Origin of the sequence: Paenibacillus sp. cl123 (assembly GCF_900101595.1) — a bacterium.
In the GTDB taxonomy this organism is placed as follows: domain Bacteria; phylum Bacillota; class Bacilli; order Paenibacillales; family NBRC-103111; genus Paenibacillus_G.
The window spans coordinates 14,279-38,663 of record NZ_FMYY01000012.1 but is presented as its reverse complement, the minus strand read 5'-3'; the positions used below and the strand labels follow the sequence as shown (position 1 = coordinate 38,663).

At 53.7% G+C, this 24,385-nt stretch carries 15 protein-coding genes; all 15 read right to left on the bottom strand.

Annotation, left to right across the window (positions count from 1 at the left end):
* Positions 1-63: 63 nt before the first annotated feature.
* The gene (locus BLR08_RS18365) at positions 64-894 is read right to left on the bottom strand and encodes a carbohydrate ABC transporter permease (protein WP_072331374.1); all 831 of its coding nucleotides are present in this window, start codon (positions 892-894) and stop codon (positions 64-66) included.
* Positions 895-930: 36 nt separating this feature from the next.
* Positions 931-1,863: a carbohydrate ABC transporter permease gene (locus BLR08_RS18360; RefSeq protein WP_083537221.1), complete on the bottom strand. Its 933-nt coding sequence runs from the start codon at positions 1,861-1,863 to the stop codon at positions 931-933.
* A 193-nt stretch (positions 1,864-2,056) separates the two neighbouring features.
* Positions 2,057-2,620 carry a hypothetical protein gene (locus BLR08_RS18355; RefSeq protein ID WP_371117471.1) on the bottom strand — a complete coding sequence of 188 codons (564 nt, stop codon included), beginning with the start codon at positions 2,618-2,620 and terminating at the stop codon, positions 2,057-2,059.
* 11 nt (positions 2,621-2,631) lie between these two features.
* Positions 2,632-3,837, bottom strand: coding sequence for a GTP-binding protein (locus BLR08_RS18350; RefSeq protein ID WP_176835555.1), 1,206 nt, complete (start codon positions 3,835-3,837; stop codon positions 2,632-2,634).
* 419 nt (positions 3,838-4,256) lie between these two features.
* Complete coding sequence (locus BLR08_RS31195; RefSeq protein WP_176835554.1) at positions 4,257-6,068, bottom strand: S-layer homology domain-containing protein; 1,812 nt, start codon at positions 6,066-6,068, stop codon at positions 4,257-4,259.
* 164 nt (positions 6,069-6,232) lie between these two features.
* Positions 6,233-11,971, bottom strand: a complete 5,739-nt coding sequence (locus BLR08_RS18335; protein ID WP_143014409.1) for an Ig-like domain-containing protein — start codon at positions 11,969-11,971, stop codon at positions 6,233-6,235.
* Positions 11,972-12,080: 109 nt separating this feature from the next.
* Positions 12,081-13,604 carry an ABC transporter substrate-binding protein gene (locus BLR08_RS18330; protein WP_072331368.1) on the bottom strand — a complete coding sequence of 508 codons (1,524 nt, stop codon included), beginning with the start codon at positions 13,602-13,604 and terminating at the stop codon, positions 12,081-12,083.
* 30 nt (positions 13,605-13,634) lie between these two features.
* Positions 13,635-14,519: a carbohydrate ABC transporter permease gene (locus BLR08_RS18325; RefSeq protein WP_072331366.1), complete on the bottom strand. Its 885-nt coding sequence runs from the start codon at positions 14,517-14,519 to the stop codon at positions 13,635-13,637.
* 16 nt (positions 14,520-14,535) lie between these two features.
* Entirely contained in the window at positions 14,536-15,471 is a 936-nt protein-coding gene (locus tag BLR08_RS18320; RefSeq protein WP_072331364.1) for an ABC transporter permease, read from the bottom strand.
* 252 nt (positions 15,472-15,723) lie between these two features.
* Positions 15,724-18,042 carry an AraC family transcriptional regulator gene (locus BLR08_RS18315; protein WP_072331362.1) on the bottom strand — a complete coding sequence of 773 codons (2,319 nt, stop codon included), beginning with the start codon at positions 18,040-18,042 and terminating at the stop codon, positions 15,724-15,726.
* A gap of 699 nt (positions 18,043-18,741) precedes the next feature.
* On the bottom strand, positions 18,742-18,891 hold the full coding sequence (gene rpmG, locus BLR08_RS18310) for a 50S ribosomal protein L33 (RefSeq protein ID WP_072331360.1): 150 nt from the start codon (positions 18,889-18,891) through the stop codon (positions 18,742-18,744).
* A gap of 203 nt (positions 18,892-19,094) precedes the next feature.
* Positions 19,095-19,904, bottom strand: coding sequence for an AAA family ATPase (locus BLR08_RS18305; RefSeq protein WP_072331358.1), 810 nt, complete (start codon positions 19,902-19,904; stop codon positions 19,095-19,097).
* An 83-nt stretch (positions 19,905-19,987) separates the two neighbouring features.
* Positions 19,988-20,341, bottom strand: a complete 354-nt coding sequence (locus tag BLR08_RS18300; protein WP_072331356.1) for a DUF3024 domain-containing protein — start codon at positions 20,339-20,341, stop codon at positions 19,988-19,990.
* Between the two features lie 34 nt (positions 20,342-20,375).
* Positions 20,376-20,645 (bottom strand): 30S ribosomal protein S14, encoded by a 270-nt coding sequence (gene rpsN, locus BLR08_RS18295; RefSeq protein WP_072331354.1) that lies wholly within the window; start codon positions 20,643-20,645, stop codon positions 20,376-20,378.
* 771 nt (positions 20,646-21,416) lie between these two features.
* A partial coding sequence (locus BLR08_RS18290; protein ID WP_176835553.1) for a X2-like carbohydrate binding domain-containing protein occupies positions 21,417-24,385 on the bottom strand: 2,969 nt, incomplete at its 5' end.

Sequence of the window (24,385 nt, the reverse complement as noted above, 5' to 3'; positions counted from 1 at the left end):
CCGTCTGCTCAAGTCTTGTTGCATCTACCTCTAGCATACTTCAATCGGCGGATTTGTAAATAGTCAGCCCTTAATCCCGGAGGTTGCAATTCCTTCCACAAAATATTTCTGGGCCACCAGGAAAATGAAGAAGCAAGGGAGCACCGACAATAAAGCCATCGCGTACATCGGCCCCCAGGTAACCTCCGACGTGCTGTCCAGAAACAGCCGCAGCGCCAGCGGAACCGTATATTTCTCCGTATCGGTCAAGTAGATCATCTGGCCCAGAAAATCATCCCACGTCCAAATAAAGCTGAAGATCGCCGTCGTGACAAACGCCGGCTTGCACAGCGGCAGCACCACCCGGAAAGCGATGCCTGGAGTCGAGCAGCCGTCGATCCGCGCAGCCTCGTCCAGATCGCGCGGGATGCCGCGGATGAACTGCACGATCAGGAACACGAAGAACGGGCTGACCGCCAGGAAGTGAGGCACGATCAGCGGCAGCGTCGTACCGACCCAGTCGAAGCTTTTGAACAAAATATATTGCGGCACCAGCGTCACCTGGGTCGGCAGCATCAGCGTCAGCATAAGAACGCCGAACCACAAGCTTTTGAGCGGAAAGCTCAGCCGGGCGAAGCCGTAGGCCACCACCGCGCTCGACAGAAGCGTTCCGGCGACGGACAGCAGCGCGATGAATAAGGAGTTCGCGTAAAAATGCGTAAAGGTAAACCCGGGAATCGCATGCCAGCCGTTGCTGAAGTTTTCCCAGTGCAGCTCGCTGGGCCACAGCGTTCCCTTCGGAATGTCTTCATTGGACTTGAATGCGCTTCCCGCCAGCCAAAAAAGCGGATAGATCATGGCCAAGCTGCATACGCACAGAAACAGATGGCGGAGCCAGGGACTTGCTTGCTTCATATCGGCATCACCTCGAAGTTAATGGAATGTTCAGGCTTACGTTTCATAATGCACCCAGCGTCGCGCCGACCGGAAGATGAGCATCGTGACGAGCGCGATAACTGCCAGCAAGATCCAAGCCAACGCGCTGGCGTAGCCCATATCGAAGTAAGCAAACGCTTTCTGGTACAAGTAAAGCGCATAGACGAGCGTGGAATTGATCGGTCCGCCCTTCGTGATAATAAAAGCTTGAGTAAACATCTGAAAGCTTCCGATCATCTGCATAACAAGATTGAACAGGATGATCGGCGTCAGCATCGGCAGCGTGATAAAGAAAAAAGAGCGCAGCTTCGACGCCCCGTCCACGGAAGCGGCTTCATATAGCTCCCGCGGAATCTGCTTGAGTCCCGCCAGGAAAATCACCATCGAAGATCCGAACTGCCATACGGCGAGCACGATCAGCGTGTAGATCGCCGTGCCCGGCTGATGAATCCAGTCGATCGCAGGCGCCTCGCTGAACAATCCGAGCAGCTTGTTCAGCAGCCCGGTTGCGCCGAATATATTTTGCCAGATCGCCGCGATCGCCACACTGCCACCGACCAGCGACGGCAAATAAAACACCGCCCGGTAAACGGCCATTCCCCGCAGCGAGCGGACGAGCAGCAGCGCCACAAGCAGCGCGAACAACAGCTTGAGCGGCACCGATACCGCCACATAGGTAAAGGTTACTTGCAGCGACTTCCAGAAATTTGCGTCCTCCAGCACGATTTCCCGGTAATTGCCCGCGCCTATCCATACCGGCAGCTCCAGCAGATTATACTTGGTCAGCGACAAATAAAACGACTGGGTCAGCGGACCGATCGTCAGCACCAGCAGCCCGATCAGCCACGGGGAAATAAACGCATACCCCCATAACGGCTCAGCCGCTCTCGCCAGCCGCCCTGCCCAGCTCCTTCCCGCTTGCTTGCTTGTGTCCGTTTCCACCTGCATCTGCACATGCATCACTCCTTGCGTCTCGTTCTCTTTATCTTACAATCCGCTTCCTGCCCCTGAAATAAGAGAAATCTATAATTTCAACCACAAATATACACGGTTTTGCGCAAACACAAACAAACACCGCCCAAGTCTGTGCTCCAGACCTGGGCGGTGCTTGTTTTGACATAAGAGGCCATGCTTCAGGCTGTTATCCGTCCACGACAGTCCCGGAGTCCGGCTCGCCATGCTCCGAAAACCGGAAGACCTCGGCACAGCGCTCCAACAGACGGCAGAAGGAACGGTTGTGTCCGATGTAAAACGAAGACAAATCGTAACGGCCGCGTGCCGGCTCGAAGGTCACTAGCAGCCGATGCTTCATGCGCCGCATCGCCAGCCGAACGAATCGGTCCGCGGAGGCGGAGGCAGCTAAAGTCATGTAAGCGTACAAGGAATGATCCTCGGGCTCGTCCAGCAGACTGACGCCCGCGCAAGAAAATTCCGTGTGAAGCCCCTTGCGCTTGAGCAGCGTCAGCGCGCCGAGCAGTTCGGCATCGACCTGGATATTCCCCAGCAGCGCCGTTTGCTTGGCCCTCCTCCTTGGCTTCGGCGCCCGCACCCATGTCTCCAGTTCTTGTTCCCTGCGCAGCCAATGCCGCTCGGAGTGAATGCTGATGACGGTCTCCCCATCGCCTGCAGCGCTTCCGGACGCTGAAACGCTCTCTCCTCCAAGGCAAGCGGTAAACAAGTTGAGCGAGCTTTGCAATTCTTTCACGGGCATTGGCCTCACGCGCCCTGGAATTTAGGCAGCGGGTCCTTCAAGGATCGCCAGTTGCTGTTCATCTCCTCCGGCGTCAGCAGCGCTTCGTCCAAGCTGCGTTCGATCCGCTCCCTGTCCAGACCGACCCCGATAAAGACAAGCTTGGTCACCCGGTCGCCCCATTGATCGTCCCAGTCCGGAGATTTCGGAATCTCGCTGCCAAAGTAGGCGAAAGCCTCTTCCTCCGATAAAGCCGCTATCCATAATCCGGCAGGCGACATCGTACGCGAGACGCCGGCCTGGCTGAAGGAAACGGCCATCCGGTTTCGCGTCGCCAGCCACAGAATTCCTTTGGAGCGGACGACCTCTTTCGGCCACGCCTGCATCCACGCCAGCAGCCGCTCCGGATGGAAAGGAATTTTCCGCCTGTAGACGAATGAAGCGATGCCATATTCCTCGGTTTCCGGAGTATGATGCTCCTTCTGCAGCTCCTGGATCCAGCCGGCCGACTGGCTCGCTTGCTCGAAATCAAACAAATGCGTGTTCAGGATTTCTCTCGGGTCTACCTTGCCATGGCTGGTCCGGATGATTTTAGCCCGGGGCTGAAGCCCTCGCAGCGCGGTTTCCAGCTTCATGAGTTCTTCCTCGCCGACTATGTCGCATTTGTTGATGATCAGCACATCGCAAAATTCCACCTGATCCGTAAGCAGATGCACAACGCCTCTCGTATCGCCTTCTCCCGCTTCCTGATTGCGGTCCTTCAAGGTTTCCCGGGTATTGTAATCCTGCCAGAAATGATAAGCGTCCACCACAGTCACCATACAGTCAAGCCTGGTGAGCTTGGACAAATCAATCTCCTGCTCCTCGTCTACATAGGTAAAGGTCTGGGCCACCGGCAGCGGCTCGCCGACTCCGGTAGATTCAATCAGAATATAATCGAACCGCTTTTCCTTGGCTAGCCGTTCGACCTCTTGCAGCAGATCGTCGCGCAGTGTGCAGCAGATGCAGCCGTTGGACATTTCGACGAGTTTTTCTTCCGTGCGGCTCAGCCCCCCGCCGTCGCGGACGAGATCGGCGTCGATGTTCACTTCGCTCAGGTCGTTGACAATGACCGCGACCTTCATCCCCTCCCGGTTGTTCAGCACATGATTCAGAATGGTCGTTTTCCCCGCCCCGAGATATCCGCTCAGGACGGTGACGGGAATTTTCTCTTCCAGCGCTTGAGTACTCATACCGCTGCATGCCTCCTTGATTGATGGTTGTTTATTTATTCGTAATAATTACTATTTAATATCAGTCTACTCCCTCTCTTCCGATCTGTCAACCAAGCGGAACGTTTGCCGGGCTGCAGCCGCAGACAGCGCGCTTGCCCGCCAGGGAAGCAGGAGAAGGAGACCCCCGACCGGCGTCTCCTTCTCCTGCAGTCTGGGTCGGACGGCGGCCTAGAGAAGCATGCTTCCTTCCAGTTCTCCCTCCAGCTCCATGTTCCGGCTGCGCAATAGCTCCATCCCCTCCTCCGAAGCTTGCCAGCAGCTGCGCCGATGGGATTCGAGCAGCGTTTCGAGCAGCGCGTGATACGCCTACCGGTTATTCTCCTCCAGTTGCCTGCTGCGCTTCACATCCGCCTCAACCACCAATCGTTCACCCAACTTCAATAATTCTTGTCGTATATTCTGTACAAGACCACTGCAGCCTGTGCTCTTGTAGAGAAACCTTGAGGCGCAAATACCCCCTCGCTCATTCCATTCAAAATTCCGGCTTGCTGCATGACGGTTACCGCTTCCGAAGCATAGCTTGCAATGGCGTCTTGATCGTTAAAGCGGCTTGTTGGTTCCGTCGGTTTCAATCCAATGCCTAATACCCGGGCTACCCGATACATCATCACCGCCATATCTTGTCTCGTAATCTGATCGTCGACTCCAAAGGTGCCGTTATCCTGTCCCTCAACGATGCCTAATTTCTCAGCAGTTGCAATCGGGGTGGAGTACCATGCATGTTCATGAACATCGGACAGCGAGCTCTTTGCCGTGGAGTCGGCAAGATCGAACAGATTGACCAGCATCGTAATAAACTGCGCGCGAGTTACATGGCCATTGGGACTAAAGCTGTTGTTCCCGACGCCATTCACCGCATTTCTTGCGGCCAGAGCTTCGATCGATTCCTTAGCCCATGCCGATTCCGACAAGTCGTTGAAGGCAACATTTGCAAAAGCGGGGAAATACATGCTGAAGTGCTTGGGTTTAAAGCTTACCTTACCCGTTGCCGGGTCGTATCTCGAATTCTTCACCACTTCAAGCCGGCCTCCGTCAGAAACATAATAAATGACGATATTGCTCGGTCCTTCTCCTGGTTGAAGCGTGTAAGGCACCTCTACCGTCAATTCTTTACCGTTAAATGGACTTACGCTTCTTCCATCCAGCTTCAGATCGAAATCATATACCGTATGGTTGCCTACAATCGCGCTAGCTGCTGCCGGTAAAGATGACGCATTCACTTGCGACACGGTAAGCTGTAAAACTGAAGCGGATGAGCCCGCTCGAGTAAATAAATCCTTATTCAGGTACACCGTAGCAAGACCGCTATCGATTGCAATCGTTTGAACGTTTTTGGAATTGGCGTAACGAATTTGTTCCATAGGGATTTCTACGTCGACCCTCTTTACTCCAGCATCGGATTGAATCGCAATCGTAACGTGATCCCCAGCCGCTTGATCGATGACGCTCTTAAGCTGGCCGGGATCCACTCTAACCTGAACCGCTCCATCCTTGTTCGGGGAAGCCGTTACTTGAAGCGTAAAGCCGGAAGCAGTCCGATCATTTCCTTTGCCGTTGTTGCCGTTGTTGCCGTTGTTGCCGTTGTTGCCGTTGTTGCCGTTGTTGCCGTTGTTGCCGTTGTTGCCGTTGTTGCCGTTGTTGCCGTTATTTCCATTGTTTCCGTTATTGCCGTTATTCCCGCCGGGACCGCCGTCACGAATGACAACTTGGGCTTGGACATTCGGCGTGTATTCCGTGAATTTGTCCTCAGGTTCCCCTAACTGTCCTACCAAAAGAGATCGGAGTGTAAAGGTATCGAGCCCGTTAGCTTTAGCTTTGAACTTTACTTTCCCAAGGGTCACATTTCCATTTTCACCTGCTGCACGACTTAATTTAGTAAACACCGCTTGAAAATGTCCTTCGCTCCACAAGTTCTGTTGCGTCGCAGAACTGAAGCCCGCCAAGTCGGAGCTGTATTGAATTGCGCCGGTATCCCATAACCCGGGATTAAAATATAAATTAAGCTCGAAGGCAACCATGTCCTTGACCTGACTCGCCTTGATTTCCACTTCGACCTCTTCGCCTACAGCCGGAGCGGTTTTCGATACGGATAACGAAAATCTTGGCCCCTCCTCGGCAAATGCGGCGGCAGACAAACCTATACACATCATAAGTATAATCAATCCTAGTATTCCTATCTTTTTCGACAATGAATTCATCTTCCTTTCTTTGTTATGTTTGCAGCTTCGCTATGGAGGAGCTTATACTTTCTGCTTCTGTAAGAAAAAGCGTGTGAATGAACAGCCTCATTCACACGCTTTGCATTTCCATGCTCCACGAGCCCGCTTCCTCGAAGCTCTCCGATAGGAGTTGTTTATTCTCCGATCATTTTCCTGGCGATCATCGTCAGATCGATCAAGCTGATTTCCCCGTCTTTATTCAGATCCGCCGCTTCATACAGACTCCATTCAGGATCTGCATCGGTTTTGCCGTACATGCCGACCAGAATGCCCAAATCCCCGATGCTGATCTTGCCGTCTCCATTCAAATCGCCAGGTTCGGTGGCCAGGATCGTCACCGAATGGGGCGCGGTAACGACTTCCGATTCCAAACCTTTGATATTGGTGATGACATTCTGCTGCACCGTAAATCGGCCCTCCGCCTGTTGCTGCGGAGACGGAGATTTCGCGATAAACCGCAGCTTCAGCACCTCTCCGTCGGCCGTCACCGCACCGCCGCTGCCGCCCGTACCAACCAGAATCAAACGGACGCTGTCCGCATTAACCTTTTGGGTGACAATGGCAACATTCGGCAAGAGAGACTTCGCAGAAACAAACTGGAACAATGCCGGGTCGAACCCAATGGTCATATCCTCACCCACGATTTCGCCCGTCACCTGCTTCAGGCCGAAGGAGAGCTCATACCCCTTGCCTTCCTGTACAGTCGGCAAGCCTGTAAGTGTTCCGGAGGCCGATACAGGAGACGCCACCTTGAATGTTCTAACCGTGATGGCCGGACCGTCCGCACTCCAGTTGCCTGCTGCATCACCCGCTTGCACCTGGAAGGTATAGGCCGTATCCGGCGTCAATCCGGCCACGGTATATGTCGTTGCGGCCACCGTCGCAGTCTCTTGGCCATCCTTATAAATCTTGTAGCCCGTCACACCTGTATTGTCGGATGCGCCGGACCAGGTCAGCGTCACCGAAGTTGTGTCTTTGTTCGTTACGGCCATTCTTCCGCCAGTCCAGGCGGGAGGCGCCGTATCACCGGGCTCCTGGCCTTGTGTGACAGTTACAATCGCCTCAGCCCGCTTGCCCTGGTATTCCGCCGTCAGTTTGGCGGTGCCTGACGATACGGCGGTCAAGAGTCCCGCTTCATTCACCACGGCGATTTCCGGATGATCCGTCGCATACACAACCCCGTAAGTCACCTGGGTGACGGATTGATTGGAGTAGACAGCCTGGGTCACCATGAGTCGGCTTTCGCCTACGGCCAATCTGATCTGCTCCGCATCCAGACGGACCGACTCGAGAACAACCCCCTGTCCCTGCACGGGCTTCAGTTCTATAAAGTTGTCTCCGTTATTATAGCTGTAGACATTGAAATACCCTTCTGCAGCAATCCGGGTGTTTCCGTCGTTGTCCAGATAGTTCAGCACCGGCTTCCCATCCACGTTCATAATAAAACGCACGCCTGCCGGGGTCTGAATCGCACCGATTTCGATATCATATTCCCCATTTGGCAGCAGAGCGGTATTCGGCAGCATTTCCAGCATCTTCTGCCCCGGCTTCCAGGATTGCAGCTCGATCTGATTTTCCTTGATGACCACCAGGTAGCCTGTATTGGATCCCACCCAGGCGGGATCGCCGGTCCGTTCGGAGCGTACCGCAAAACCGTACCACCCGCTTGCAGGTCCATATTCGTCGATCTTGGCTTTAAACCGGATCAATCCGCTGCCGAATTTCGCCCCGCCATAGCCGTATACGCCGCTGCTCTTCATCTTGACCGTCCCGTTGCCGAAACTCACCGATTCCGACACCGTCCAGTGCTCCCGGTCGTTCAGATGCTCATCCAGGTTGAAAATGGGGTACTCCGGCGCTATAACCGAAACCGGAATCTCCGCTTTCACCGTTTCATCATCCTGGGAAACGGCCATGATTAGCGCCGTACCCGGGGCAACAGCGGTGACGAGCCCGGTATCCGTAACCGTTGCAACAGCCGCATTGCTGGTGCTCCAGCGGATCCTGCGGTTTGTCGCGTCCGACGGAACGACCGTCGCTTCAATTTGTCTGCTCGCGCCCGGTTCAAGTGTGAGGCTTTGCGGATCGGCGTGAATGGCCGTTGCAGGTACTTTGACCGTCCTGACAACCACATCATCGAACCATAACTCGCTGAACCCGCCCACGTAGAAGCCGATCGTTCCCGATAGATTGGCGGTGGGATTAGAGGCCTCCAGCCTTAGTTCTCCGTTCAGGTACACACGGACATTGGTGCCTTCTGCGATGATTCGAATCTGATATTCCGTATCCGGCTTCAGATCCTCACTCGGCAGGTTGTTCGCTTTTAACTCCACAAAATCCTTGTTATACAGCAGCCATTTGGAGGTGCCGTCCGCAAATTTCTTATATCCGATAATGCCCGATTTGCCGCCTGCCTGACGGTCGTACACATAGAGCGTCCCCAGATCCGGGATCACAGCCGGCGTTTTCAGCTTAAAGGTCAGATCGTAGTTTTCGAACGTCTTCGGATGAAGGGCATTGGCGCCTTTTACAATCCTATACTTCTTGTTGCCGTTCACCGTCACGATGCTGCGGTTCGGGTCCACCGGCCATCCGTTAGCACCCGAGTCAAAATCCGTAGAGAGCCAAATGTCCGATACGAAAATCTTGGCTTTAGCGGTAGCGTTCGGGTTGACCAGTGAGGTGACGGTCACCTCGGTCTCCCCATTGGCTACGGCGGTTACCACGCCATTGCCATCGATGGAGGCAATCTCCGAGTCGGAGGATTGCCAGACGACTGCACGGTCGGAAGTGTCCGACGGGTCGTATTGGACCGTGAGGGGCAGCTTCTCTCCTACCACCATGTTGTAGCTGCTCTTATCCAGCATCAATCCGGTAACGTCCTTACCGGGAACTGAGAACTTGATATCATCAAATAGGAGGCTGCTGAAGCCGCCGGCGTAAAATCCGACTTGGCCGGAAAGATTATGCGTCTGATCGGATGCCTTCAGCTTGAGCTTGTCGTCAACATAGACGCTGATGTCCGATCCCTTGACGATGATCTTGAAGTTGTATACAGTGTCCGGCTGCAGGTCCGCAGCGCTAAGCTTATTCTCCTTAACGGTAGCCCATGCTCCGTTATAGAGAATCCAGGAGGAAGTACCGTCCGCGATCTTCCGATAACCGATCCGGCCCCCACTGCCAGTCTTGTTCTGCCGATCAAAGACATAGAATGTCGCAATTTCCGGTATGACCGCCGGGGTCTTCAGCTTAAAGGTCAGCTCGTAATTGCTGAAATCGTTCTCATTCAGCGTAGTGGCGCCCATGAGCAGCTTATACATATGGTTGCCGTCGCTCATTTCCACGATGCTCCGGTTCGGATCGGTCGGCCAGCCGTTCCGTCCGTTCTCGAAATCTGTATACTCCATGATCCCATCGCCGACTTCAACCGTGACCTGAACCTCGTCCTTCAGCAGCGGGTTGTCGGATGAGATCGCCGTCACAACCGCATTCCCCAAATTTACCCCTTTCAGCACGCCATTCGCATCCACCTTCACCACATCGGGGTTGCTGGACGTATACTGAATGGCCGGGTTGGTCGCGTTCCAAGGAAGAACGGCCGCATTCAAGGAAGCCGTTTTCCCGATTCCGATCGTCATCGCGTCCTCATAGAGCTTGACGGCCCGCGCAGGGATCAAGTCCGGCGCCAGATAAGGCCCGACCTTCCCGGTAGTTCCCATCTCACTGAACGGAATGTTCGGGAATCCCGGAATTTGCTGGAACACCTCCGCATCCGGCTTCAGATTCAGATCGCCGCCCGCCAGGTTCACGAAGCCCGGATCCCGGTTCGTCACCCAGTTGTTCGCATACTGCATCAGATTGCGGGGATCAAGCACCCCTTGCGCATTCGTCCCGGTACTTCTCGTCTTCGTCGGGTTGTATACTACATTGTTCTGGAACGTGTTAGTATCCGGATAATAGCGGTTTTCCGTGAAGAAGTTGGCAAGCTCCGGGTATTTCACCAAATGCGGCATCCCCTCGAAGTTGTTGTATTTCTCGAATAAGGCATGCCAAGGGCCCATGTAGTTCTTGGAGATCTGCTGATCCGGACCGTCCCCCAGGTACAAGTCTGCAAATTCGTAAGGAACCTTGGCGTCAATGAACAGGTTATTGCGGGTGCCGATATGGGAGCCGCCGTTGTTCAGAACCGCCGAGTTGCCCATCTTGTAGAAAATATTCTCTTCAATTGTAATTCCCATGGTGAAGTTGTCGGGATAAACCCCTTGCACGCCGGCTTTACCTTCTCCGATGTGATGGAAGTAGTTCCTGCGGATGACCGAGCCCCGCTCCTGCGGAGAAGCCCCCAGGTTCATATAGATGGCGCCGAGATCCGAGAACGTTTTGCAGACATCATAGATGTTGTTGTATTCCACCAGATGATCGTTGCCGAAAATCAGGAGGCCGGGATGAGGGGCGTCATGGATCTCGCTGTGTGTGACCCGGTTCCCCGCTCCCGTTAGAATCACGGCTGGGTTATAAGCCTTGTGATAGTAAGCGAAATCATGAATGTGGCTGTTCACCACCGCATTGTTGCCGGGTTTAAGCGTCAGCTTATCTCCGCCATTGAGAATGACGGCTGTGCCCCCGATATGATGGATATGGGAGTTTATGACGGTATGGTTCACCCCGTCCGCCTTGGCGAAGTCGTTGTACAGCCACCGGCTCGGGGCATTGATCCGTACGCCTCCGTTGGAGAAGTTGCGGATCTCGCAATTCACAATCTGCACATGATCGCCGCCCATGATGACCACGGCTGAATCCCGTCCGTTCTCGAGAATAAGATCCTCAAAGGTGACATGGGAGACATTGACGGTGTTGATCATCGGAGTCTTCAGCATGGAGACGGTAATCTCGGGATTCTCCTCTTCAAAGGCCGCTGTAGGCATGAAGTAGAGCACGCCCTTGCTCCGGTCGATGTAGTATTCTCCCGGCATATCCAGCTCCTCCAGCAGGTTCTGGGCGAAGTGGAAGTCCGGATACCAATTGGTGAACAAGCCGCTCATCTCTCCGTAGGCCAGCGTAATCGTTTTGTTGGCCGTATCGATGGATGCGATCTTGTTGTAGGACCACTCCCAGCTGTATCCGAAAATACCGTCCAGCCAAATGTCATCCGCTTGGGTCCAAAGATCTGGGCGTTGATAGTTATAGACAAATGTGCCGCCTCGGGTCTGCAGGTCGGGAGACTTGCGGTCCGGGCCCTTATCCAGAATTTTGCCCATCTGAACGGTTCCGCTGTTGGGCCAGCGGGCCAGCGTCATGCCCTGGCCGTCGATGTACAGCTCCATCGGCGGAACCTCGCTGACATCATTGGCCAGGTAATAGCCGTGGCGGCTAAGCACACCGTAATCGGTAATGCCGTGTCCGCGCAGATCCGCCTGCAGCACCTTGGTCCGGGCATCCGTGCTGATAATCCGGTTCAGAACCGCCGTATCCGTTACCGGGGTGAACCAGTTTTTTTCCAGCTCCAGTCCGCCGTCCAACCGTACGCTTTCGCCGGGATATGCCTTGTAGGTGATCGGCTTATCTGCCGTTCCCGAATCCTGCTCCTCCAGGATGAAGCTGGACGAGCGGCTGTATACTCCGCCCCTGACATAGACAGTGACGCCCCCGTCCGGCAGGCCGGAGCCTTGCTTCAGCTGCCTAACGGCATCCCTGGCTTTTTCCAGTGTTTGAAAAGGGGATTCCAACGTGCCGGGATTGGTATCGCTTCCATTGTTCGACACATAGAAGACAGCCCCGGAAGCCGGGGCCTCCTCCGCCTGGGCTCCCGTAACCGGGAAGCCGCTCCATACCAATGAGATAAGCAAAAAGATAATAACCATCTTTCTCAACATGCTCTTAAATCCCTCCATTTCAATATTGGCATGAAAACGCTGCAGGCCAGCCATCCGTTTTCCCTTGATGACTGAACCTGCAGCGCTTTTAACCCCGTATGTTCCTTGCTTACTTCACGAGTCCTTTTTTCTTCAGGAACTCATTGAACTGCTTGGTAACCTCTGCTACGTACTTCTCCTCGCCGGCTTTCTTCAAACGATCGTTTAAGGTTGGCCAAGTGGCGTCAAAATCCAGGGTTCCTGTCGTCAGGCCCTTCTTGTACTCGCCCCATACCGCATTCAAGTTGGCGATTTCCGTGCTGACCGGGTCCGAGTTGAATTTGAACGCGCCTACCGGGTTTACGTTCGAGGTGGCGTTGACTTTCTTCGTTTGCTCCCAAACGTCTGCCGGCTGGCCTTCCTTCAGGTACGAATTAAACACGCTGCCGAAGATCCAGTCCATATTCGGTTTATAGCGGGAATCCGCCTTCGCCTTGACGACATTGTCGGACACCTTGTCATAATGGACGCCTTCGATCCCGTTGCTCAGCAGGTTGTAGAGCGACTTGTCGGTGTTGACCAGGTCAAGCAGCATCATAGCACGTTCCGGGTTAGGAGACGTCCGGCTGATCGACTGATTCGTGGTGGCGGAATAGCCGTTGGAGAACCAGTCCGTTACCGGAATCACGACCACGTCATTGCCGCCGTACTTCGCCTTTGCTTCCGCCTCGACGCCCGGCTTCAGAACGTTGTTGAAGATAACCGCTATTTGTCCCTTGCTCTCGTAATCCGCCATCTTGGCTGTTGCCGCATCTTTAAAGATGTAACCTGCTTTGTACCACTTGCTCGCAAGGCGGAAATTGTCGAGGTCCTCCTCCGGGTAGCGATAGAGCTTGTAGGTCGAATCCCCCTTCTTGATATAGAAATGATCGTCGAGCCCCGGTACGACCCAGAACTTATCGGCATTCAAGCCGGTAACCGCGCTGGAAAACGTGCTGCCGAACGGAATGATGTCGGTCTCGTTCTTCTTGATCTGCTCCAGGAACGGCTCGATATTGGTAATCGTCTTGATGGAGTTGACATCCAGCTTATACTTGTCGATAAAACGCTTCTGCACGATAAAACCAAGACGATTCCCGTTAATTTGCTGATTGGGGATGCCGTAAATTTTGTCGTCTACCGTCAGCCCGTCCCACATGACCTGAGGAACGTCCTTCTTCAGATTCGGCGCATATTTGGTCAGGAGATCGTCGAGCGGCTGGATAGCGCCTTTACGAACCAGCTCCTCCGGCTTGAGCAAATACCCGTTCCAAAGAATATCGAACTTCTCGCCGGCCGCCAAAATGGTGTTCATCTTCTGAACATAGTCGCCGAGCGGCACCGGCATCAGCTTAACGGTCGCATTCAGCTTTTCCTTGGTGATCTTGTTGACTGCTTCCTGTACGGTCCCTTGATCCGGCTGCAACTGGGACAGAGGGTAATACCACGTCAGCTCGACCGGGGACAGCTTCGCCTCCGCGCCCGGCGCCGGCGAGTCGCCGCCAGCAGGCGAACCGCTTCCCTCAGCGCTTGATCCATCATTGCCATTCCCGCACGCCGCCAATAAGGTGGCGGCCAGTGACATCGCCATCGATACCTTCATCCATTTTTTCATGTACATGACCTCCTGTATTCTTCTTATATGTTAACCCTTAAGGGAACCAACCGTTAAGCCTTTTACAAAAAATCGTTGGAAGAACGGAAAGATAACCAGCATCGGCCCACCGGCCAGAACCGCAATCGCCATCCGGGCGGAGTTATTCGGGAATTCCGCAAGGTTGATCCCCATCTGACTGGAGAACTCCGCGTTGCTCGTCAAGAACTCCATGCTGTTCAAGATCCGCACCAGCAGGAGCTGAAGCGGAACGAGCTTCTGATTGTCGATGTATAGCATCGCATTGAACCATTCGTTCCAATAGCCGAAGGATATTAAGAGCCCCATTGTAGCGAGGGCCGGTTTGGACAGCGGGAGAATCACCGTGAAGAAAATCCGGAATTCCCGCGCGCCGTCGATTTTGGCGGATTCGATGATTTCCAGCGGAATCTTGGACATGAACCCTTTCATGACCATGATGTTAAACGGAGACAGCAGCGCCGGAAGAACCAAGGCCAGCAGCGAATCCTTCAGATGCAGGTACTGCGTCATGAGAATGTAGGTCGGTACAAGACCTCCGCTGAAAAGCATGGTGAAGAAAACATAGAAGGTGGTGCTCCGGTTGTATCGATAGTCCCTTCTGGAGATGACATAAGCGGTCATCGCTGTTACGAGCAGCCCGCACAAGGTGCCGACCACCGTGATTAAAACCGTAATCCCGTAGGCCCGCAGCATGATTTCCGGTGTCTGAAGAATGTAGCTGTACGCATCAAGACTCCATATCTCCGGGATAAAGGAATAGCCGTTCTTGAGAATGCTGCTCTCGCTCGTCAGCGAAATGATAACGACCAGAACGAAGGGCAGCACCATCAGAATGGAAATGATCGCAAACACCAGATGGATAATGCCTTGATGCAGTTCAAATTTTTCTTTCATACGATACGCTGCCTCCTTACCATAGCGAGTGATCTGGATTGATCTTTTTGACAATGCCGTTGGCCGTAAGCACCAGCACCAAACCGACAACCGACTGATAAAATCCGGTAGCAGCAGACATTCCCACATCGCCCAGCTCGCGAAGAGAACGGTAGACGTAGGTGTCGATGACATCGGTAGTCCCATAGATGAAACCGGAATTATTGGGAATGAAATAATGCAGACCAAAATCTCCGCGGAACATGCCTCCGATGGACAGGATCAGCATGATGATGACGAGCGGCGCCAGCAGCGGAATCGTAATGCGCGTGGCCATCTGCATTCGGGTAGCGCCATCGATCTTAGCCGCTTCGTAATAATCGCTGTTAATGCCCATGATCCCTGCAAAATAAATCAGCGTGGAGAAGCCAACCGCTTTCCAAATATGAAAGATCACGAGAATAAACGGCCAGGCGTCCGCCTTCTGATACCAGCTTACCGGGTCCATCCCGAACGAAACGAGCAGCTCGTTAAGAAAGCCCTCGGAATGATTCAGGAACGCATACGCGATATATCCGACCAGCACCCACGAGAGGAAATGGGGCAAAAACAGCGACGTCTGATAAACCTTCGTCCATCTGGCCCGGATTTCGTTAAGTAAAACGGCAAACAGAATGGCGATCATGGTCGTGAGCAGCATGTAGCTCGCATTGTACAGGATCGTATTGCGGGTGATCCGCCAGGCGGCGTCTCCGGTGAATAGGTACTTGAAGTTGTCCAGCCCTACCCAGTCGCTTCCGAATATCCCTTTGTCATACCTGTACTTCTTAAAGGCAATGATTAAACCGATCATAGGAAGGTAAGCAAAAATCAGCTTGTACACGATTCCCGGCAAGGATAATAGGAAAAGCTCCCGATTTTTCCAGAAATGATGCAGCTCTCTCCCTGCAAATGATTTTTGTTTATTTTGCATGGTTTGGTTCCTCCTGTCCGATACGCTTGCTGCGGTCTGATAGGTCTAACAATAGGGGAGAAACGGCAGAAACGGTACTGTACATACGCAAGATTATTGTAAAATCATCTGTACATATTCCGTTTTGCTGACGCCGAGGGCGCTCTGAACATTGTACAGTCGGGGTAAACCCGGGGCCGAGCCACATTTGGTGAAATAGAAAAGCCCTCCGTTCATAAAACGGAAGGCTTGATAACGATATCATCCTATGCTTCAGGAATTGCGGTAGATCGCCGATTTTAGCCGGTACTCCTTCGGGGTCGTGCCGTACTGCCGCTTGAACAGCCGGTAAAAATAGCTTTCGTTGCCGAAGCCCACCTTCTCCATGATCTCCGCCACCGTTAGATCCTGGTGCTCCAGATAGATTTTGGCCTGGGACAATCGGGTCTGGTTAATGCAGTCCACCACCGTCATGCCCTCCTGCTCCTTGAACACCTGTCCCAGATAAACATGGCTCATCCGGAGCATATCGGCAATCTTCTGTACGTTCAGGTCGGGGTCGGCATAGTGCTTCCCCACGATCTCCTTGATCGTATCGGCAATCAGCCGCAATTTCTCGTCGCGCCCGCTTTGACGCTTATCGAACACTTCACGGATCGCATCCATCAGCACCACATGGATTTCCTCCAGGGTCTCCTTCTCTAGAATGCGCTGGTTGATGACCTGCAAATTGACGGAAACCGGATTGAGCTTATTAGAATTCATTTCACTTACGGTATTGTTAAGCGTGACCACCATATGCAGCAAAGCTGAAAACATATTCTCAAAGCTAAACGTACGGACAAGCTCCATCCATCGCTGTACGCCGTCTTCAATGCTCTCCCTGTCCCCGCTTTTTAATCCCTCTATCAGTTGGCGTTCCAGCGCCTGAGGAATATGAAACTGTTCGCATTCTTCGTTATTTTTCACCTTATCGGGGTCGATAATCGCCTGCTTCCCCAAGATCATCCGGTAATTGGAGTTCCGTAGCGCCTGCGAATAATGGGTGGTAATTTCCCGGTACCCGCCAAAAATGCGGCTCAGCGTAACGGAGAAAGTAATTTTATAGTAATGGCGTACCGTCTCCTGCGCCTCCCGGAACGCCTCATGAAGACCGTCAAGCTCTAGCCCGGCGCCGCGGCTGCTGATCACAAAAACCAAATGATCGCTCCTCATATCCGCGGCTTCGCAGGAATAGCGGCGGCACAGAAGATCCTGCCCGATATTGGAAATTGCAAAATAAAGCAGCGACAACGCTGTGTCGGTAGTCCGACTGGACAGCTCGCGCAGGTTATCGATCCGCACCACGGCCACAGCCAGGCTTCCCTGCGGCAAAATATCGATGCCGTACTGCTCTCGGCTTTGCCCGAATTCCTGCTCGGATACGCTTGCGCTTGACGTAATGAGGCTCCGCAGGTGATACACCTTGGCGATGTTGATTTGGGCCGTCTGGTCCTTCTCCAGCTCCTTCAGCTTGTCTGTCATCTCCGAATAGCTGGAGGCAATAACGGACAGCTCGTCCTGGGGCAGGTTCGTATCCTGGGCTCCACTCTGCCTGACCAACGTAAGCAGATGGCCCACAGGCCGGTAAAGCCGGATGGAGAAATAGACTGATATGAGGATTGTCATCAGAACAACGGAGAACGTGACCGCGGCAGCTGTCCATTTCAACTGCCGGATGCTATTCATCATGATATCGTAATCCTGAAGGCTGATAATCTGCCAGTCGTTCATCCCCCGGGTCAAATACGTCACCCTGTATTTCTCCCCTTTATGGCTGTAAGTGAAATTATCCAGCATGTTGCCCGAGGAGGTAATACGCTGAAGCAGCGAATTCTTGATATCCAGCTGCTCGGGGAACATGCCGTCATTTGATATAAGCACTTTACCCTCGCTATCGGTTACGAAGATCACATCGTTTTCCCGCTCCGCCAGAGCATTAAGCGCTTCCACATTGTCCAGCATCCAGGTCGGTTTAATATTGAGCACGAGGAAATTCCCGTTAACCGAATTAACGGAGGGGCCATCGTACACGAAGAAGGAAAAGACATCAAAGCCTTCGCCTTTGCCATTCAGCTCCATGGGAATCAGTTGCAGCTTAGGAACCGTCGTATGCGACTTCACATAACGGCTCAGGGCGTCATGGATCTGATTATTTTCGAGATTATGATTAAGGGAAGAGAAAAAACGGCCTTGCTTGCTGTTATAGAAAACAATCGAATGGAGATACGGAGAGATAGCCACTAGCCGGTTCAACCTTTCCAGCTTCAGTATGCTCTGCTCGAATTCGTCGCCGGATTTGAGTGCGATCATATCTTCATCATTGAAGATGGAAACGGCCAGATCCTTGACGATGCCGTTCATGTTCTCAATGTTATAATTGATCTGAGTCAGCAGCTTGCGGTCCGCGTCATTTTGCATACTGACGACCTTGCTTTGGGCATTAAAATAGAGGATGACCGAGGTCATCACCAGAATCACAACAACCAGCATGAAACCCAGCAAAATTCGCTGCAGATATTTCCGCGACCGAAGCGCTTTCAGAACATTCATACCTAACCTCTCCCGAATGTGAGCTTGTGCCCATACTATATATGGTCCCATTTCCCTTGTCAATCCGGGAGAGGTGACTGAGATCATTCGGACATGCTTTATCAGCATGTCCCGGAAGAAGCCGCATATGTTGACTATCGCATGCGGACGCGGACGCTCAACTCGTCCGGCGCTATGATTTCGTAGGCCGGCTCCAGCAGACTGCGCCTGCTCTTGACGCGCACGCCCAAATAAACGAGCAGTTGGCCGACCGTTTCCCCCTGCGCCCGTGAGGTTTCCGGCCCCCCGCATGATCATCGCGTTGTATGCGGATAAGCGCCGTGGGCGTCATAATATTTGCTCCAGCGTGCGCTCCGCGATCTGGCCTGCCCCTCGCCAGAGCAACCTCGGTCGGCAGCTGTCGCTCCGTAAGCCCGGATGTCGGGCTGCCCAGGTCTCTTCCCAGCGCACAGACAGCTCTTCGCCCGGCGGCTCGGCGGATGCGGGTGCAGCCGCATAATTACAGCTTGCAACTCTGCCTTTGCCGCAGCCAACCGTCGGACAAACTTATACGAACGGCGGCAGGCAGTAAGAAAAAGCCGGCGTAGTTCCCCGGCCTTTCTCGCTATCCCAGAAAATATAAGCTCCGATCATCGTTCGATTTCTTGGTAAACGTATGGCTGCTATAGATGCTGTAAGGCGTTTATCCCCGTCTGTCTATTATCTCGTCTCGCGGTGCAAAGTCACTTTCTTCAAACGCGGACAATACTTCTTAAGCTCCATGCGGGACGGATGCGTTTTTTTGTTCTTGCTCGTCGTGTAATTGCGGTCTCCCGTTTCCGTGCAAGCCAATGTCACAACCACTCTCATGTCTCGTTCACCTCCTTCGCAGGACTCGCTCTTGTTGGGCCGCTGACTCAGAGCTCAAAGTCCGCAGCCGCTCTTGGAAATGGGCTGGGGCGGGGCACTTAAAGCTTCATTTTTCATGAAGCATCCACGTCAAACATGGCTTATCCGCTAAAAGTCATACCGAGGTATGGAGATGAAAGAAATCCATATACCTGTAACCCGCTTCAAGCCTGCTTCCTTGGCTGGTATTCCCGATAGGAAGCTTCCAATATTCCATAGGTCAGCGAAGAGCTGGCAATAATAGCCTTGCGCTTGGCCTTGAGATAAATTTGCTCCATATCCGCGAAGCTCGTTCCCTGAAGCAAGTCGACAGCCTTTTCGGCCACGCCCTTCTCATGCTCGAAGCCGGCAGCCATCAGGCGGACGTATTCCTCACGATCCGCATCATCCGGCAGCCGGTAAGTCATCCGTGTGTCGAATCTGCGCCATACCGCGTGATCCAGCTCCTCTTCCAGATTTGTCGCCGCCATCAGGACACTGCCGCCCTCAAATTCATCCAAACATTGAAGCAGCGTATTTACGACCCGCGACATCTCCTTCACTTCGTCATTGTTCTCGCGCGTCCGGGCGATCGCATCGAACTCGTCGAGAAACAGCACGCAAGGAGAAGACTTCGCATAGTCAAACAGCTTGCGGACATTGCTCGCCGTCTCTCCCAGGAAGCTGTTGATGACCGCATCCAGCCGTACGACGATCAGAGGCAGCTCCAACCGCTGCGCCATGTAGAAGGCCGTCAGCGTTTTGCCAGTGCCGGGGGGACCAAACATCACGATTTTGTTCGGGATCGGAACATCATGCTCGGCGAACTTTTCCTTCATTCCGAGAATGGCTATAAACTCCTCGAGGATCTGCCGATTGCCCGGCTGAAGCACGATCCGCTTCACCTTAACCGCGCAATCCGCCGGGGAATACACGGCAGCCGTCTCCATCCCCTTGGATTTGGGTAGAGACCGGCTGTTTTTATTTTTGCTCATGCTGCCAACCAAACTCCTTTGGACTGTCACAGGAAAGTCTCCGCTGCCTGCGCAGAGCTTTTCTGCCTATGTTTTTCCTGCATTTATACCTGCTCGCTTGAAAGATCCGGATTCCAGAACAGCCCTTCATGATCCAGCTCGACCTGCTCCAGCTGCTGCTCGAAATCTTCCGCAGGCCGTATGCTTTCCACCAGCGACCATTCATCCGGCCCTGTGCTCGTAAAGACCGTCCACCGCTTCCCGTCCAGACGAAATTGCACGATATCCGTTCCGCTCCAGCCTCTCCGGTCAGCGGAGGGCCGATGCTCGGTAAGAGTCAGCCGGTTTCCTTCGGTCTTATAGGTAAGACGCACCGAGTCCCTCACCTGCCGGGGAACCTTTAACTGAATATAGCCATCCAGAATCTGTCCGACTCTGCGTCTCGTAAATGGGTCCATTCCTGCTCACCTCGCATGCAGACTTGGGTCAGCCTTACCAGCTCGACTTGGTAACGCCCGGAATTTGCCCCTTGTGAGCCAACTCGCGGAAGACGATCCGGGACACCTGGAACTTGCGGAGGTAACCTCTCGGCCTGCCTGTCACCTGGCAGCGGTTGTGCAGCCGGGTCGGCGACGAATCGCGCGGCAGCTTGCTCAGCACTTCATAGTCGCCCTGCTCCTTCAACTGCTTTCGGCGCTCTGCATACTTCGCCACCAGCGCTTGTCTTTGTATTTCTTTATGTGCCTTAGACTTTTTCGCCAAACTCGTCACCCTATTTCGTAATATTTACTATTATTATAGCAGGGTATTGTCTTTTTGCAAGCCTCGTAGCTGTTCACTCCCCTACTTTTGGCCGCCAGCCGATTGCATGTATACGGCTTTTCGTATAAGTCCTCTACATTTGGTCGCAAGTCGGTGCGTTTATACGGTTTTTTGCATATATCCCCTGCTTTTAGTCACCAACCGGATGCGTTTATACGATTTTCCGCACATATCCCCTGCTTTTAGTCACCAACCGGATGCGTTTATACGATTTTCTGCACATATCCCCTTCATTTAGTCGCCAACCGGATGCGTTTATACGATTTTCCGCACATATCCCCTTCATTTAGTCGCCAACAGGATGTGTTTATACGATTTTCCGCACATATCCCCTTCATTTAGTCGCCAACCGGATGCGTTTATACGATTTTCCGCACATATCCCCTTCATTTAGTCGCCAACCGGATGTGTTTATACGATTTTCCGCACATATCCCCTTCATTTAGTCGCCAACCGGATGCGTTTATACGATTTTCCGCACATATCCCCTTCATTTAGTCGCCAACCGGATGTGTTTATACGATTTTCCGCACATATCCCCTACTTTTAGTCGCCAATCGGATGCCCATTATTGCATAGTATTTCTCGCGAGGATGACCCGAACAGTAACGTACAGATCCGTATTCCATTGTCGATGGTTCCCTGAAATATAAAAAACACCGCCAAAGTCGGTTTACCCAGACTTTGACGGTGCTTGTTTAAACGTAAACTCTAATCGATCAATTCGGATTTCCGGAGCAGACGCTGCATGACAGCTGCGACCTCCGCTTTGGTCATATACGCTTGCGGAGCAAGCAGCGTGCCGCTTCTGCCTGACACGATCCCGGCTTGGACCGAGGCCCGCACACTGTCGACGGCCCAGTCGGCGATGTCCGCCTGATCTTCATATCCTTCAATCAGCGCAGCAGGCTGACTCAGCTTTTCCTTCAGTCCGGTCACCGCCATGGCTCTTGCGAGCATCGTCATAACTTCTTGGCGCGTGATTTTCTCTTGAGGACGGAAGGTGCCGTCTTCATAGCCGGCAATCAGCCGCAGCTTGCTCGCTGCAATCACGGCGCCGCTGAACCAGTCGCCCGGCTTCACATCTTCGTAAGAAGCCGCTGCTGCGCCGGCTGCTACCCGAAGCCCCAGCCCTCTGGCCAAAATCGAGGCAAATTCTGCCCTCGTGATGTTTTTATCCGGCTGGAACAGATGGTCGCCTACTCCTTCAACGACCATCCGCGAGCCCATATCATTGACAGCGGTCCTGCCCCAATGCTCGGCCACATCCGCGAACTCGACCGGATGCCAAATCACCGAATACGTACTGTTTGTCAAACTGTTGATCTTCGCATAATACTTGCCGTCGGACTTGATGACCTGAGTCGGCACATGGCGCACGGAGCCATCATTCTCGATAACGATACCGGTCGTAATCCGACTCGGGTCCACCCCTTCCGGAAGCCCGATCGTCCGCTCCACATACAGGTTAAAGTCTTTTAGCTCGATTGTCTCATCATTACTCCGAACGGTGATCACAAAATCAAGCGGTGGAGCAATGACGGTAAAACCTTCGTCGGCAGCCGACTTCCTCACCTGAGCGGATTTCTCCGCTCCCGGCTCCGCAATCCGGATCTGCACTTCCACATCCTGAAGCTTCGACGCCGCACCCAATCGCTCAGCCAGCGCCTCGATGTTGATTTCCGAAGCCGGTATCGAATAGGAAGCTCCCGGGGTTTGCAGCCGGAGCACACCTTGCTTCCGCTCCATTTTCCCGATCATCTCACCGTTCAGCGATCCTACAACCACGTCGGATTCCTGGCCGATGACAACGGTCACGAGAGCTCCCGGGCCTTCCGCCTCCAGCTTGGCTTCAAGCTTCTGCGGATCGACCTTAATCGTGGTCACCGACTGGCCGTTCACTTGCTCCAGCTCAGCTGTGCCTGCACTTTCGGCTTTGCCGTTTACATACACATCTACAGAAATCTGAGGCGCTGGACTCACTCCCCCGGAGGAGGGCTGACCTGAAGTGCTCGTGTCTTGAGGATCTTCCGCCGGCGTGCTGTCTGTGACAGTCACCGTAAACGTTGGATCTGCTCCTGCGCTCATATCCAGCGTGAATGTATGCGAACCCTTCCCTAGCTTTGCCAAAAACTCCTTCTTAATCGTAAGCTTACCCGATCCATCTAGGGAATAGCTTTCGCCGCCGATGCCTGCTCCGTTCAGCAGCACACCGAGAAGCGTATTCCCGTTCAGCGTCAGACTGACCGTTATATCCGCGTAATGTCCGGCGCTCGTATTCGATGTGTTGCGGTCAAATGTGCCCGCCGTCACATCAAGCGTGCTGTTCTGCGGCGTACTGTCGTTAATAGTCACTGTCAGCGTAGGATCGACGCCTCCGCTCATATCCAGCGTGAACACTTGCGTGCCGGGTTCAAGCGTCAGCAAAAACTCCTTGTAGATCGTCAGCTTACCCGCGGCATCGAGCGCGTACACACTGCTTGTAACAGTGTTCCCGTTCAGCATCAAGCCCAGCAGCGTATTGCCATTCAGTTGAAGGTTGACTTCTACGTCCGCGTAATGCCCCGCGTTCGTGTTCGAGGTATTTCGGTCAAAGGTTGCGGTGACGCTATCGACCGTACTGTTCCCCGGCGTGCTGTCCGTTACAATCACGGTGAGCGTAGGATCAATGCCTCCGCTCATATCGAGCGTGAACACTTGGGGACCCGGTTCCAGTGTCGCCAGGAACTCCTTGTAGATCGTCAGCTTGCCGGTATGGTCGAGGCTGTACACACTGCTTGTAACGGTTGTCCCGTTCAACAGCAAGCCACGCAGCTCATTTCCATTCAGGGTCAAATTAACCGCTGCGTCCGCATAATGTCCGGCATTCGTATTTGCGGTATTTCTGTCGAACGCGACTGTCGTGACGTCCAGGGTGCTGTTTGACGGCACAGGCGGAATTACTACCTGCGAGACTGTAAACGTCACGTCTGCCATAAGGTTCGCCTTGACCGTTACCGTCGCTGTGTACACGCCGGCCGTCAGACCATCCTTGGCCCTGACCGTGAAGGTCGTGGCCGGAATCGATCCGTTCAACGTCGTTGTGCCCGGCTGCGTCAACTCAAAGTCCGCGGCGTTCGCACCGCCAAGCTCAACGCGCACATTGGTTAGATCGCCCGTGCCGGTACGCGTGATCGTCAACGTCTTCATCTCCTGGCTGCCTGGAGCGTAGCCTTGCATCAATGCGGCCAACGTTTCATTGCCGATTGGGGCGATCGTATACGTCAATGGCGTCATTCCCGCCGCTACAGTTACGGCTGCTTCAGCAGAAGCAAACGCCGTTGCCGTCGCTTTCGTCCGCACGTAGTACGTGTCCGGACCAAGACCCGTCACCGCCACGCCGGCGATGCTCGTCCAAGCTCCCGCTGTGCCCTGCTTGTACTCCAGCGCAGGATTCACACCAGTCAGCGTCCCGTCGCCCGCGCTCGGGTACGTTTCGTTCGTCGCTCCGACTCCCGTCGGGGTCGCCGGACGAGTTGGCACGTTCAGCGCCTGCGACGCACTGTCGCTCGTAGTTGTGCCGTTGCCCTTTTTCACAATGGACAACAACAGCTGACCCAGCCAACCACTGTCGATCGCCAGCTTGCCGTTCGCATCGGCAGTCACGGTCGCGCCGTTAATCGTGTACTCGCCATTCGCAA